14 protein-coding genes are annotated in these 13,118 nt (G+C 64.1%); 3 read left to right on the forward strand and 11 right to left on the reverse strand.

Annotation, left to right across the window (positions count from 1 at the left end):
• Positions 1-220 precede the first annotated feature (220 nt).
• On the reverse strand, positions 221-2,131 hold the full coding sequence (locus B9A23_RS21485; RefSeq protein WP_065847547.1) for a cytochrome c/FTR1 family iron permease: 1,911 nt from the start codon (positions 2,129-2,131) through the stop codon (positions 221-223).
• 915 nt (positions 2,132-3,046) lie between these two features.
• On the opposite strand from B9A23_RS21485, the gene B9A23_RS21495 reads away from it, so the two are divergent.
• The gene (locus tag B9A23_RS21495) at positions 3,047-3,241 is read left to right on the forward strand and encodes a hypothetical protein (protein WP_065847543.1); all 195 of its coding nucleotides are present in this window, start codon (positions 3,047-3,049) and stop codon (positions 3,239-3,241) included.
• Positions 3,242-3,563: 322 nt separating this feature from the next.
• On the opposite strand, the gene B9A23_RS21500 is transcribed toward B9A23_RS21495, so the two are convergent.
• Positions 3,564-3,971 carry a MerR family transcriptional regulator gene (locus B9A23_RS21500; protein WP_066283071.1) on the reverse strand — a complete coding sequence of 136 codons (408 nt, stop codon included), beginning with the start codon at positions 3,969-3,971 and terminating at the stop codon, positions 3,564-3,566.
• 83 nt (positions 3,972-4,054) lie between these two features.
• Between B9A23_RS21500 and B9A23_RS21505 the strand changes: the two genes are divergently transcribed.
• Complete coding sequence (locus tag B9A23_RS21505; protein ID WP_056383935.1) at positions 4,055-4,423, forward strand: mercuric reductase; 369 nt, start codon at positions 4,055-4,057, stop codon at positions 4,421-4,423.
• The gene (locus B9A23_RS23470; RefSeq protein ID WP_082594896.1) at positions 4,416-4,643 is read left to right on the forward strand and encodes a GDCCVxC domain-containing (seleno)protein; all 228 of its coding nucleotides are present in this window, start codon (positions 4,416-4,418) and stop codon (positions 4,641-4,643) included. The genes B9A23_RS21505 and B9A23_RS23470 overlap by 8 nt, the downstream gene beginning before the upstream one ends.
• Before the next feature lie 64 nt (positions 4,644-4,707).
• Here the strand turns inward: B9A23_RS23470 and B9A23_RS21515 are convergent, their stop codons facing one another.
• The 9 genes from B9A23_RS21515 to B9A23_RS21555 form a co-directional block, all read right to left on the reverse strand.
• A complete protein-coding gene (locus tag B9A23_RS21515) occupies positions 4,708-5,097 on the reverse strand; it encodes a copper-binding protein (protein ID WP_065847539.1) in 390 nt (129 codons plus the stop codon).
• Positions 5,094-8,252: an efflux RND transporter permease subunit gene (locus B9A23_RS21520; protein WP_084281424.1), complete on the reverse strand. Its 3,159-nt coding sequence runs from the start codon at positions 8,250-8,252 to the stop codon at positions 5,094-5,096. The genes B9A23_RS21515 and B9A23_RS21520 overlap by 4 nt, the downstream gene beginning before the upstream one ends.
• Entirely contained in the window at positions 8,249-9,733 is a 1,485-nt protein-coding gene (locus tag B9A23_RS21525; RefSeq protein ID WP_084281426.1) for an efflux RND transporter periplasmic adaptor subunit, read from the reverse strand. The genes B9A23_RS21520 and B9A23_RS21525 overlap by 4 nt, the downstream gene beginning before the upstream one ends.
• Positions 9,730-10,962: a TolC family protein gene (locus B9A23_RS21530; protein ID WP_084281428.1), complete on the reverse strand. Its 1,233-nt coding sequence runs from the start codon at positions 10,960-10,962 to the stop codon at positions 9,730-9,732. Before B9A23_RS21530 ends, B9A23_RS21525 begins: the two co-directional genes overlap by 4 nt.
• A 138-nt stretch (positions 10,963-11,100) precedes the next feature.
• Positions 11,101-11,373, reverse strand: a complete 273-nt coding sequence (locus B9A23_RS21535; RefSeq protein WP_254895238.1) for a hypothetical protein — start codon at positions 11,371-11,373, stop codon at positions 11,101-11,103.
• 86 nt (positions 11,374-11,459) lie between these two features.
• Entirely contained in the window at positions 11,460-11,822 is a 363-nt protein-coding gene (locus B9A23_RS23125) for a hypothetical protein (protein WP_084281430.1), read from the reverse strand.
• Between the two features lie 44 nt (positions 11,823-11,866).
• Positions 11,867-12,310, reverse strand: coding sequence for a DUF411 domain-containing protein (locus B9A23_RS21545; protein ID WP_084281432.1), 444 nt, complete (start codon positions 12,308-12,310; stop codon positions 11,867-11,869).
• 68 nt (positions 12,311-12,378) lie between these two features.
• Positions 12,379-12,852 carry a DUF305 domain-containing protein gene (locus tag B9A23_RS21550; protein WP_084281434.1) on the reverse strand — a complete coding sequence of 158 codons (474 nt, stop codon included), beginning with the start codon at positions 12,850-12,852 and terminating at the stop codon, positions 12,379-12,381.
• Between the two features lie 58 nt (positions 12,853-12,910).
• Positions 12,911-13,021: a copper resistance protein B gene (locus B9A23_RS21555; protein WP_368655954.1), complete on the reverse strand. Its 111-nt coding sequence runs from the start codon at positions 13,019-13,021 to the stop codon at positions 12,911-12,913.
• Positions 13,022-13,118 lie beyond the last annotated feature (97 nt).

Raw genomic sequence — 13,118 nt, forward strand, 5'->3', positions numbered from 1 at the left:
TTGACTGCTCGATATCCACTCGCAAGGCCTCCATTTGCCCCGCGAAATCTACGCCATCCCAATCCTGCGCAAGGCCGGGTTCCGGCGGCGCTTACGATACGCCTGAGACGCTGACCCCTATTTGTCGGGCGCGTCTCGGTGGACTCACCGGCCCCGCAGGGCCAGCTTTGCAAGCTGGGCGGCGCGTGGGTCAGTGCTGCTATCGCTGCAAGCAATCGCATCAGGTCGTCCGCACCGCACTTTTGCGATTGAGCCAGAAACCCGCAACCAGAATTGCCACGGCGATCAGCTGGGCCAGCACTGTCTCCGTCGTGGGGAACAGTCCAAGCATCTGTATGCGCGGTACCCCCGGCAGCGGCACCACTCCCAGGATCCCTGCCTCCTGAAGACCCGCTATTCCCTTTCCGGCAAGGACTACGGCAAGGATCGCGATGAGAATAGCACTCCACGAAAAGAACTGGGTAATCGGCAAACGGGTACTGTACCGAAGCATGATCCAGGCCAGCATAGCGAGCAGCACCGCCGCCGCCGCCGCGCCGCCCAGCATCGCCAATCCGTTTCCCTGGGCCCAAAGCGCGGCATAGAAAAGAATAGTTTCGAATACTTCCCTGTAGACAACAATGAAAGCCAGCAGGAAGAGGAACCACCCTGAGCGCTTGGACAAAGCGTGCGTCATCTTTTCCTTGATATAGCGCTGCCAAGCCTCCGCGTTGCTTTTCCCATGCATCCAGATTCCGACCGTAAGCAGGATAATCGCAGCGAATAGCGAGCCAAATCCCTCGGTAAGCTCTCGTGAAGCCCCACTGACACCTATGAAGTAAGTGGCGATGAACCAGCTGGCGACGCCGGCGGCAAGCGCCGCCACCCATCCACCGTGAACGAAGCCGAGCACTTCGGTGCGCTCCGTCTTTCGGAGGAAGGCGATCATCGCAACCACGATCAGCAACGCCTCAAGCCCCTCACGCAGCAGGACGCCAAACGCGCCAAGGAAGCTTGATGCGCTGCTTGCCTTTTCGGGCGCGAGCGCGGCCTCAGCTTCACCGAAGAGGCCTGCGAGCTCCTGATTGGCTGCTTGGACTTCAGCAAGCGGCCGGGCCTTGCCAATCGCCGCCCGAAGCGCGCCCATCGCCTGTTCGATCCTCGCCATCAGCTGCGGCTCGCGAGCGGCGAGCATCGGTTCCACGGGCTCGAAGCCGTCGAGATAGGCGGACAAGGCGAGGTCGGTGGCGGCCTGCCGATTCCCAGCCGCATAGGCTTTGAGGCTCGCATCGAGACGTTCGCGCGTAAGTGCAAGTGAACCGTTAGCGCGCGCCGTGACCATGTCCGGATGACGGCGCAGATAGGCAGTCACGGCCTCAGCCTTGTCAGGACCAATTTCGGCGGCAAGAGACGCTGGCGTCGCGCCGACGAACGCCGCCAGATTGGGATATCTCTGGCGGAGCGAAGCATCCTCGTGCCACAGCCGCTGACCATGTCCTGTCTCCGAAGTCGGATAGGCGAAGGTGCCGACGTAGAACGCAAGCGCCCAGCGATCTTGCTCCGGAAGCGAATCGAAGCCGGCCATCGCCGTACCGTCGAGACCTTGGGTGATGACCTGGTAGAGGCCGAACAGGCTGCGTTGATCGGCGCGAACCTTATCTTTGAATGCGATCGGCGGTGGATCAAGCCCGGCCGAAGCTGGGCCATGTCCGTCGCCCGCTGCGCCGTGACAGGATGCACAATTCTGAGCGTAGAGCGCGGACCCGCGCGCGAGGACCGGCGGTGCCGTTGGGGCGAGTGGCACGGGATAAGCAGCGAGTAGGGCGGATGCGAGCGCCTTTGATTGTGTGGCGACCCCAGCGGGAGCCGCCTTGGCGGCGATCGCCGCGCGCAACGCCCTAGTCTGGCGCAACAGATCGGCCTTGCCACTCTTGTCGGGCAAAGATCCGAGCCTGTTTTCTACCTGGCCCGCGAACTCCACCATCTCCGCATATTCGGCTTCACTGCTAACGCGTCCTCCGGAGACAGCACCAGCATAGTCGACGGCGACATAGTCGAGCAGCCGCCATACGGTCTGGACTTCCGTGTCGCTTGCGAGCGCCTGACCCGGCACGATTTGCGATAGAATCGCGGAAAGCAGCAATACGAACATATAACGGCACCCCTTTCCGACGGCTCTTATGCAGGGGCGGACAGGACCGAAGGACAGGCGCATCTAATAACCTCTAGTTGAGAATTATTCGCATCATAATCCTGTAGTCCCCACAGGATCAAGCGGCAAAACACGCTGTCGCTGATTAAGTGGCTGGAGGGCGTCCGTAGCCCACTTTAGTGAGCAGACCCTTCGTCTCACATCGAGTCGGGTAGCAGTACAGAACTCCAATATTCTTCAGGTTACGCGAGCGAGGGCAACCGCTCGCTGCCGCAGTGATCTATGGCGGAGGAGAAGTGGAGGCTCGATCATGCTTCTAACCCTTGGCATGACCGACGTGGCGCTCCGAACGCGGAAACCGGCTGATAATCGCACGTCCCACGCGCTGCAGAATAACCGGTTTCGGGCGCCGAACCTTGACTCAATTCAGCATCAGGCAGAGATTGCGGACATGAGACAAGCGCACAAATTTGCGCTGATCTTAGGCGTCCTTCTCGGCCTGTTTGGACAGATAGCCACAGTTGCCGCAAGTCCCGCTGTGGCAACCGCCATAAGCGCGAACGCGGCAGCAACGATGCCCATGGACTGTGTCGGGATGACGCAGGACGATGGCGAGAAACCACTCCCCTGTCAGCGGATGACGCTCGCTTGCCTGGCAGGCATGGGGTGTCTCCCTTTATATGCGCTCGAGAGCCGGGGACCCCTCGCAGCTGAAACAGTGAGCGCGGATGTGCTTGTCGTCTTTCCATCTTATCCAGCGCTACACGGACGGTCGGCTCCGCCGGAACAGCATCCACCCGACACCTTGGCCTGACAACTCGCCAGGCGAACCCTCCCAAGCGCTGGACGGCCATAGGCTGCCCAGCCCCTCGGAGCCAGTTTGCCCACGGCACCTTCAGTCCGAGGAGAGAAATCATGAAAACCTTGATATTCACCGCCGCCACGGCCGCATTCACAATGCTCGTCGCCGCCCCGGTTCCGGCATTGGCCCAGGCAGATGTCGAGAAGCCGGCCACCGTCAAATGCGAGTGGCAACCCCAAGCTCCTGGTCCGCGCGCGCCGTTGCAGGGACCGGTCCGCGTTTGGGTCGACGGGAGCGATGTCTGCTGAGGCCGTGAAGTGATGGCGAGGGGCTAACTAGCCCTCGCCATCGATCATGGATTTGGCGAAACATTTGCCTGTCCCAACTTGTCGGAACTCTTCGGGAGGCGCTTCCACAGTGCCTCCCGAAGCCCTCATCGAATTACTTCTTGCTGATGTTGGTGACCTCGCCGGCATTGCCGTCGAGCTTCAGCTCGAAATTCACCTGATCGCCGACTTTCAGGATGTCGACCATGGTCGCAGCGATGCCGCTCATGACCTCCAAGCGGAGGCCGGACCCGAAGAGTATGGGCAGGAGTTCGGCGTACAGAAGGCGTCGCCCAGGCGGAGTTTAGCGAGCCGCAGATAATGTAGTGATCAGCGGGCACCCGACATGATCGCCGGAATTGCAGGCCCGCACGGTGTCGGCAAGGACCTGCTCCATGCGCTTCAAATCCGCGATCCGCGCGCGAACCTGCGTCAGATGCAAGGTCGCGATTTCGCGGGCATCGTCACATGAGACATCATCGGCGGTGGCAATGCCGAGCAGCGCGCGAATCTCGTCGAGCGTGAAGCCCAGTTCCCGTGCGCGCCGAACGAAATGCAGCCGCGCCACGTCCGCGGGGCCGAAGCTCCGATACCGGCCCCGCCGCGCCGCCTCGGGCAGGAGCCCGATCCGCTCATAATAGCGGATCGTCTCAATGTTGCAGCGTGTGCGCCGCGACAGTTCCCCGATTGCGATAATCTCCGATGTCGTCATCTTCTGCTCAAAATTGGGGGTTGAGTCTGTAGCGGCTACAGACGGTAGGATGCGATTCCGTTGATCACAAGGAGTCGCCCATCATGTCCGAACCGCCTGAACTGCGCCGTTCTTTGGGAGCGGAGGGCGCTGCTGTTCTCACGGTCGGCGGAATCGCGGCCGCCTTCGCCGTGGCATCCTGCTGCGCGCTGCCCATATTGCTCACCACCGCCGGCTTGGGTGCCGGATGGCTCGGCGGCATTGCCTTGGCGGCCAGCCCGTATCGGATGCTCCTGCTGTGCTTGAGCGCGCTCTTCCTGATCGGCGGCGCGATCATGCTCTGGCGGCAGCAGCGCGTGGCGATGACCTGCGCATCCGAGGGCGTCTGCACACCGCCTGCTGTGCGCGCGGTCCTTTTCATTGGCTTGCTGCTGGGAGTGACGTTGTTCTGGCTTGGCTATTCCTATGTCTGAGCGCGTTTTCGTTCCTCAATCGGTCCTCACCTGTCCGCTGTGCGGCACGACGAAGACGGAGACGATGCCGACGAACGCCTGCCAGTTTTTCTATGATTGCACCGGTTGCGGAGCGGTCTTGCGGCCGAAGACCGGCGATTGCTGCGTATTCTGCTCCTACGGGACCGTGCCGTGCCCGCCGATCCAACTCGCCGGGCCGGACGCCTCCTGCTGCACCTGACGATCGTTGGCCATGGCGGGCCGCCGGCATTCCGGCGACCCGCCCGGAGCAGGTCTGGAATCGACTACTGCTTTGTGATCGCGGTCACCTCGCCGGCATTGCCGTCGAGCTTCAGCTCGAAATTCACCTCATCGCCCACTTTCACGCTGTCGATGAGCGCCGGCGCGGCCTTGAATGCCATCGTCATAGCCGGCCAGTTGGCCTCGGCGATCGGGCCATGGTCGAGCGTGATCGTTCCGGCGGCCTTGTCGACGGCCGTCACTTTGCCGGTGCCCTTGGCCATCTTTGCTGTAGGGGACATCGCCATATTGCCCATGTCGCCCGCCATCGCGTTGGTTTCGGTAGCCGCCGGTGCCGCCGTATTCGTCGCTGCCGCCTCATTGGTCTCGGTCTTCGAGCCACATGCAGCAAGGGCAGCGGTCAGGGCCAGGACGGACAGAGCGTGAACTTTCATTGCAGGTTCCTTTCGTGGTGCTTCATTGGGATCGAGGGTTGAGAAGACCGCTGCCTCAGAAGCAGATAGGCGGCGGGGATGACGAACATCGAGAGAAGCGGCGCGGTCAGCATGCCGCCGACCATGGGTGCGGCAATCCGGCTCATGACTTCCGAGCCGGCGCCGGAGCCGACGAGGATCGGCAAAAGCCCCGCGATAATGACGGCGACGGTCATCGCCTTGGGCCGGACCCTGAGCAGCGCGCCTTCGCGCACCGCTTCTGCAATATCTTCGTGCGACGGCCTCTCGCCCCGCGCCTCGAGGGCATCCCTGAGATAGATCAGCATCACGACGCCGAACTCGGCGGCGACGCCGGCAAGCGCAATGAACCCGACGCCGGTCGCGACCGACTGGTGATAGCCGAGCAGGTAGAGGATCCAGAAACCGCCGGTGAGCGCGAAGGGGAGTGTGCCCATGATGAGCACTGCCTCGTCGAGCCGCCGGAAGATGAGGTACAGCAGCAGGAAGATGATCGCGAGCGTCGCCGGCACGACGATCTTCAGCCGGTCGATCGCGCGCGCGAGATATTCGAACTGGCCCGAATAGGCGAGGCTGACACCCGACGAGAGCTTGACCTCGCGGGCCACCGCAGTCTGCAGATCATCGACCACCGAGGCGAGATCGCGTCCCCGGACGTCGACATAGACCCAGGTCGATGGCCGTCCGTTCTCGGTCTTCAGCATCGGCGGTCCGTCGCTGATCGCGATCTGCGCGACGCTGCCCAGCGTGATCTGCTGGCCCGATGGCGTGAGCACCGGAAGAGCGCGCAGTGCGTCCGGACTGTCGCGCAACTCGCGCGGGTAGCGGACATTGATGGGATAGCGCGCCAGCCCCTCGACGGTTTGGCCGACATTCTCGCCGCCGATCGCGCCCGCGACGATCGCCTGGACATCGGAGATGTTGAGGCCATATCGCGCGGCGGCGATCCGATCGATCTGCACATCGACATAACGCCCGCCTGTCAGCCGCTCGGCGAGTGCGGAGCTCACTCCGGGCACTCCCTTCGCGACCCGTTCCACCTCGCGCGCGATATGGTCGATGGCGGCAAGATCCGACCCAGAGACCTTGACCCCGATCGGGCTCTTGATGCCGGTCGCCAGCATGTCGATCCGGTTGCGGATGGGCGGCACCCAGATGTTGGCGAGGCCGGGTACTTTCACGGTGCGGTCGAGCTCCTCGACCAGCTTCTCCGGAGTCATGCCGGGCCGCCATTGCTCGCGCGGCTTGAAGCGGATCGTCGTCTCGAACATCTCGAGCGGGGCGGGGTCGGTCGCGCTCTCCGCGCGCCCCGCTTTCCCGAACACGCTCTGGACCTCAGGCACCGACTTGATCATGCGATCGGTCTGCTGAAGCAGCTCCGAGGCCTTGGCGGCAGAGAGCCCCGGCAGCGCCGAGGGCATGTAGAGAAGATCGCCCTCGTTCATCGCCGGCAGGAATTCGCCGCCGAGCCGGGACAGCGGCCAAGCGGTCGTCAGGAAGACCAGCCCCGCGAGGACGAGGGTCGCCTTGGGTTTCTTCAACACCCAGTCGATGGCGGGACGATAGGCCCGCGTCAGCGCGCGGTTGACCGGATTGGCCTGCTCGGAAGGAATCTTGCCCCGGATGAGCCAGCCCATCAGCACCGGAACCAGCGTCACGGACAGGATCGCCGCGGCCGCCATGGTGTAGGTCTTGGTGAACGCGAGCGGCGCGAAGAGACGCCCTTCCTGTGCTTCCAAAGTGAAGACGGGCACGAAGGACAGGGTGATGATGAGGAGCGAGAAGAAGAGCGCGGGACCCACCTCGCGCGCCGCGTCGGTGATCACCGTCCAGCGCGCCCCCCCGGCCAGCTCTTCACCGGGATGATCATGCTCCCATTGCTCGATCCGCTTGTGGGCGTTCTCGATCATCACGATCGCGGCGTCGACCATGGCGCCGATCGCGATCGCGATCCCGCCCAAGGACATGATGTTGGCGTTGACGCCCTGGAAATGCATCACGATGAAGGCGGCGAGGACGCCAAGCGGCAGCGTGACGATCGCGACAAGCGCCGAGCGCACGTGCCAGAGGAACAGCGCGCAGACGATCGCCACAACCACGAACTCTTCGGCAAGTTTGTGCGTGAGGTTCTCAATCGCGGCATCGATGAGGTGCGAGCGGTCATAGGTCGGCACGATCGCGACGCCGCGCGGCAGGCTCTTCTTTAAGAGCTCGAGCTTGTCCTGCACCGCCTGGATAGTGGCACGTGCGTCTGATCCCGAACGCAGGATGACGACTCCGCCCGCCACTTCGCCGTCGCCGTCGAGCTCGGCGATACCGCGGCGCATTTCGGGGCCAAGCTGGATGGTCGCGACGTCGCCGAGCGTTACCGGCACGCCGCCGGCCGCAGTGCGCAGCGGTATGGCGCGGAAGTCGTCGAGCGTCTGAAGATAGCCCGAAGCGCGCACCATATATTCGGCCTCGCCCAGCTCGAGGACCGAGCCTCCGGTTTCCTGGTTGGCCTGCCCGATCGCCGCGACGGCCTGCGCGTGGGTGATGCCGTAACCGGCAAGCTTCACCGGATCGAGCACGACCTGATATTGCTTGACCATGCCGCCGATGCTGGCGACTTCGGCCACCCCAGGCAGGCTCTTGAGCTCGTAGCGGAGGAACCAGTCCTGGAGCGACCGCAGCTGCGCGAGGTCGTGTCCGCCGGTCCGATCGACCAGCGCATATTGATAGACCCACCCCACCCCGGTGGCGTCGGGGCCGATCGCGCTGCGTGCGGTGTCAGGCAAGCGGCCCTGGACCTGGTTGAGATATTCAAGGACGCGCGAGCGCGCCCAATAGAGGTCGGTCCCATCGGCGAAAATGACATAGACGAAGCTGTCGCCGAAGAAGGAATAGCCGCGCACGGTCTTCGCCCCGGGCACCGACAGCATCGTCGTCGCGAGCGGGTAGGTGATCTGATTTTCGACGATCTGGGGGGCTTGGCCCGGATAGCTCGTGCGGATGATGACCTGGGTGTCGCTGAGGTCGGGCAGCGCGTCGATCGGCGTGCTGCGCAAGGCAAGGAGTCCGCCGAGGACGAGCGCCAGGGCGCCGAGCACTACGAACAGGCGGTTGTTAGCCGACCAGTCGATGAGACGGCCGATCATCGCGCCGCCTCGCGGCTCAGCGTGCGAACAACTGGACCTTCCGCCGCTTGGTCGAAGCCGAAGACGACGCGGTCGCCCTTCTTGAGCCCGCGCGCGAGCGCCGGGCTCCCCAGCTTGAACGTCATCGTCATGGCGGGCCATTTGAGCGCGGGGACAGGGGCGTGACTGAGGGTAATCCGGTCGCCCGCGATGCTTTCGATCCGGCCGCTCGCGCGATAGGCGCCGTTGGATGTCGTTTCCGGTCGCGGAGTTGGGGCTGCCCCGCCGATCGGGCGCGCCTCGATTCCCGAGAGGCTGGCCTCGGAGTCGATCAGGAACTGGCCGGAAGCGACGATCTTCTCCCCCTCGGCGAGGCCGGCAAGGATTTCGGTCTGGCCTCCTGACTCGGCGCCGGTCTGCACCTCGGCGGGCCGATAGCGCCCTTGCGCCAGCGCCAGCATGACGAGCGAACGCTTGCCGGTCCGAATGACCGCCTCCGAGGGGACGAGCAGTGCCGGCCGCGCAGCGTCGCCGAGATCGACCGAGGCGAACATGCCAGGGCGCAGGCGCCCGGCTCGGTTGGAAAGTTCGATCCGCACGGTGAGCGTCCGGCTTTCGGCGGCGACGCTTGGGAGGATCGCGGCGATGCGGCCGGTGAAGCGCTCGCCCGGATAGGCGGCGAGGGTCGCGGTCGCGCTCTGGCCTGGGCGAAGCCTGCCGGCCATCGCCTCCGGCACGGCGGCATTGAGCCACACCGTACCGAGCCCATTCACCTCGGCGAGTGTCTGACCGCTCGCGACCGTCATCCCGGCCCGGACGCCGAGCGTCTTGATTGTGCCGCCGGTCGGCGCCGAAATCGTCATCACATTGTGCGGTCGCCCGCTCCGCTCGACTGCGGCCACCGTTCCGGTGGGCATGCCCAGCAAGAGCAGGCGCTGACGGGCCGCGCGAGCGAGGCCCACATCACCGATCCGCCGGACGGCCAGATATTCCGCCTGTGCGCCTGCCCATTCCGGCACCAGTATGTCGGCGAGCGGGGCGCCTGCCCCGATCACATCGCCCGGCGCGCGCGCATAGACCCGTTGGACGAAGCCGCCAGTTCGCGCCTGGACGATGGCGATGTCGCGCTCGTTGAACTCGATCGTACCGGTCGCCGCGAGGCTCGATCCCAGCGTGCCCGTTCGCGCCTCCGCGATGCGCAGGCCAAGCGATTGCGTGCGGCTTGGGTCGATCGCCACGCCGGTCTCGCCGCTCGCCGCTTCGTCGGCATATTTGGGGACAAGCTCCATATCCATGAAAGGCGATTTGCCCGGCTTGTCGAAATGCTGGCTCGGGACCATCGGATCGTACCAGTAGAGGATCTTGCGTCCGCTTTGCGCTGTTGCTCCAGGCGGAGACTCATGGCGCCAATTCGCGAGGCCATAGCCGAGGCCACCCGCCGCGAGTGCGAGCGCCGCGGCGGCCATGCCCAGCTGCGCGCGCGAGCTTGTGTCGAATTTCATTGGCTGTTCCCCCCAAAGGTGAAGACGAGCCGCACAGCATCGCGCGCGACTTCGGCCTCCCTGTCGAGCAATTGCAGTTCGATGTCGGCAAGCATGGTCTGGGCCTCGATCACGTCGAGCAGCCCGGCGCGACCCGCCGCATAGCTGGCCGTCTCGAGCTCAGCGCGATTGCGCGCGAGCGGCAGCAGCGTGTCGCGTGCGCGCATCCATTGCTCATGGTGCATGTCATGGTCGGCAAGGCCGGCTTCGAGATCGGCGAGCAGCGACCGGCGCATGTCCTCCTGCTCAGCCATCGCCGCGGCGGCGTTCGCGGTACTGGCGGCGATCATCGGGTCCTGCCGCCGTTTGGCAAAAAGGGGCAGGCTGACGGTGACGCCGGCCGAGACCATGTCGCCATAACGGTCTGCGCGGCGCTGATAGGCGACGTCGAAGCCCCAGTCGGGACGTTTATCGGCGCGGGCGATGGCAACGTCAGCCTCGGCCTGGGCGACCCGGGCACTGGCGGCGCCGAGATCGGGATGCTCCGCTAATGCGGCTCGCAAAGTCGTTGCATCGACCGTGAGCGCTGGGACGTCGCCAACGGTTTCAGGCGCCGACTCGCCGGTCCAGCGCGAAAGGAGCGCGCGCTGACGTCCCACTTCGGCGGCGAGCTCGCTCCGGCGGTCTTCCAGCACCGCGAGCGACTGCCGAACCTGCAGCGTCTGTGCGGGGCGGGCCGCGCCCGAGGCAACACCCGACTTTGCCGCGGAGGGAAGGGGGGCGAGCCGGGAAACTATGCCGTTGAGGGCGGCAAGACGACGCTCCGCATAGGCGAGATCGATCCAGGCCAGCGCCGTCGCCACCTTGACCCGCCTGCTCTCGGACAGAAAGGTTGCTTCCGCCGCCTGGACATCAGTCCGCGCTCTGCTTGAGCGCGCACGTCGCTTGGCGGCGTTGGGGACCTCCTGCGAGATCCCTAGCCGCGCCATCGTCATGCTGTCTTCGACGAAGCTGCCCGCTGGCGGACCCGACACCGGGAAATTGTCGATTCCGAGTCCAAGCTTGGGATCAGGAAGCTGCCCTGCGGCGGGCAGCGCAGAACGACGCGCATCAGCCTCCAGCGCCTTGGCGCGAAGCGAGGGAGCCTGTGCCTCGGCTCGGGCGAGCGCCTCCTCGAAGCGAAGCTGCCCGGCGAGCGCGGGATTCGTGGTCAGAGCGAGCACAGGGACGGCTAAGAAGAAGGTACGCATGGAGGACTCCCATTGCAGAGGATCCCGGGCCGTGAAGGACAAATTATGAGTGCCAACGCGCGCCGACGCGGTCTCTTGCCCGCGCCGGCGCGACGCGCCTGGCCTCACTGTTCTATCCTATCGGCCGGGAACCGTGGCTCAGCCGGCCGAAGGCGACATGTTGCCTTCATGCATGGATTTCATGCAATCGGCCGCGCTCGTCTTCATCATGTCGCAGGCGCAGTTCGCCATCTGCGCGCTGTCGGGCACCCACACGCGCTTCTGCGCCGGGCCGGTCGCTCGCGGCCCATATTGCGGCACCGACTTCCATTCCCAGCGCCCTTGCGGCGCACTGCTCTGGTCGGCAGCCCATGCGGGCGCGGCGAGGCTGAAGACCGCCAGCAGGGCGGCCAAAATCGACTTCTTGATCATCACGAATATCCTTGACTGTATGGAGAGGCATCGCGGGCGTCTGGACGCGACAAGAAGCCGCGCGCCTGACGGGCGCGATTGTTCAATCAGCCAAGAAGAGTGGGGGGCTCCGGCTCGGGTGCGTACTCGTGCCCCTGCAGGACGCTTACGGAGGTCCAGAACATAGCCTGGTTGTGAATCCATGGCGATGCGGGCGCGGGCACTGCATTACCCAGCACGATTGGCACAACGCATCCCATCGCTCCGATACAGTCGAGCGTAAGCCCCTTACACGGAGTTTCTTTTGGGGCGGGCTGCTGCTTGGCCATCATTGCCATGCAATCGGCGTCCATCGCCATCGCTGTGGGCGCACGCGCCGCGACGGGCACGCCGTGCGCATAGGCCAGCTGCGCCCCGAAGAGGCCAAAGAGCGCTCCGACAAAGAGCAGAGAGGCGAGCAAGCGTTTCAAGACGTTTCTATCTATCTCAGCCTAATCTTTCCGACAATCGCCATCTATCCTTTATGGCGCGCAAATATTCGTGTGCCTGACGGACCGAATGCGACAACGACATAGGGATCGCCGCGACGCCCCGGCACCTCCATGCCCGGCGATCCCACCGGCATGCCGGCCACGGCAAGGCCAGTGACGCCCTTCGGGCGCTGAGCGAGCAGCCGCTTCATGTCTGCGATGGGAACGTGACCTTCGAAGACCAGTCCGTCGATGACTGCGGTATGGCAGGAGGACAGCGAGGCCGGAACGCCGCGCGTGCCTTGGAAAGTGGCGCGAGACTGATCGTCTACCATCCTGATCTGCCGCCCGAACTGTGCGTGGACTTGTGCGGCCCATTGCTCGCAGCACCCACATCCCGGGTCGCGGTGAACCATGATCGGGCCCGCCGCATTTGCAGCGGTTGCCAAAAGCATCAATGCGGCTCCAAGCAGGTGGCGCTTCAGCATGTTCGGTCCTCATTCCTTCATCTGCCTATACGCGGTCGGGAGAAGAACCCCTCGAAATATGCCGCGCGTCAATTGAGGCGCGCAAGGATGACCTTCATCTGTTCGATCTCGCGGCGCTGAGAGTTTCGGATTTCACCGCACAGGCGCTTGACCTCTGCATCCCGGAGATCTGCTTCGCGGCACATCAGGATGGCGCCCGAATGATGTGGGATCATCGAACGCAGGAAGGCGACGTCGTCGATTGTCGTTTGGGATCGGATCAGCGCGAATGACCCAAAGAACACGGTCACCGATACGACGATGATCGCAAGATTGGCGGAGCGCGACGCAAACATGTGCTTCATCGCCAGAATCATCAGCACCACCATGGGTGCTACCATCATCAGCGTCATGTAGAGCATGTTGAGATTGTTGTAGAAGCTGTCGAGGCTATCGATCATGACGAACATCACGAGGTACATGATGACGGCGCCAATCAAGGTCTGTACGGCAAGACTCAAATAGCCGTTCAGCTTGCTGCCTGCGTTCTGCGAATGGTCCATCTCACTCTCCTGTCGGTCCCGCCCGGATATCAGTCCGCCTCACGCCCTTGGTGAGCGCTTAGAACCAGATTCGAACGCCAGCGACAAAACTCGTCGTTGTCGGATCTTCCCCGTCGTCGCGCGCGTAACGGGCGGTCTGGCCGCTTTTCGCGTCGTAGGACACACCCACATAGGGGTGACTACACGAAAGTGACGTATCTGCACGGAAAGGGCGAACGGATAGCGAACGTCACGCGGCAAGTAGGGAGTTGACGGCGCGCAGCGGT

This window comes from Novosphingobium sp. B1, from assembly GCF_900176395.1.
Taxonomy (GTDB): domain Bacteria; phylum Pseudomonadota; class Alphaproteobacteria; order Sphingomonadales; family Sphingomonadaceae; genus Novosphingobium.

Bases quoted from the DNA above. Each gene is read 5' to 3' on its own strand.
- B9A23_RS23470 (WP_082594896.1), top strand. From the start codon at position 4,416: ATGTCTGAGCGCGTTTTCGTTCCTCAATCGGTCCTCACCTGTCCGCTG.
- B9A23_RS21505 (WP_056383935.1), top strand. From the start codon at position 4,055: ATGTCCGAACCGCCTGAACTGCGCCGTTCTTTGGGAGCGGAGGGCGCT.
- B9A23_RS21545 (WP_084281432.1), bottom strand. From the start codon at position 12,310: ATGCTGAAGCGCCACCTGCTTGGAGCCGCATTGATGCTTTTGGCAACC.
- B9A23_RS21485 (WP_065847547.1), bottom strand. From the start codon at position 2,131: ATGTTCGTATTGCTGCTTTCCGCGATTCTATCGCAAATCGTGCCGGGT.
- B9A23_RS21535 (WP_254895238.1), bottom strand. From the start codon at position 11,373: ATGATCAAGAAGTCGATTTTGGCCGCCCTGCTGGCGGTCTTCAGCCTC.
- B9A23_RS21550 (WP_084281434.1), bottom strand. From the start codon at position 12,852: ATGGACCATTCGCAGAACGCAGGCAGCAAGCTGAACGGCTATTTGAGT.
- B9A23_RS21495 (WP_065847543.1), top strand. From the start codon at position 3,047: ATGAAAACCTTGATATTCACCGCCGCCACGGCCGCATTCACAATGCTC.
- B9A23_RS21530 (WP_084281428.1), bottom strand. From the start codon at position 10,962: ATGCGTACCTTCTTCTTAGCCGTCCCTGTGCTCGCTCTGACCACGAAT.
- B9A23_RS21525 (WP_084281426.1), bottom strand. From the start codon at position 9,733: ATGAAATTCGACACAAGCTCGCGCGCGCAGCTGGGCATGGCCGCCGCG.
- B9A23_RS21500 (WP_066283071.1), bottom strand. From the start codon at position 3,971: ATGACGACATCGGAGATTATCGCAATCGGGGAACTGTCGCGGCGCACA.
- B9A23_RS21515 (WP_065847539.1), bottom strand. From the start codon at position 5,097: ATGAAAGTTCACGCTCTGTCCGTCCTGGCCCTGACCGCTGCCCTTGCT.
- B9A23_RS21520 (WP_084281424.1), bottom strand. From the start codon at position 8,252: ATGATCGGCCGTCTCATCGACTGGTCGGCTAACAACCGCCTGTTCGTA.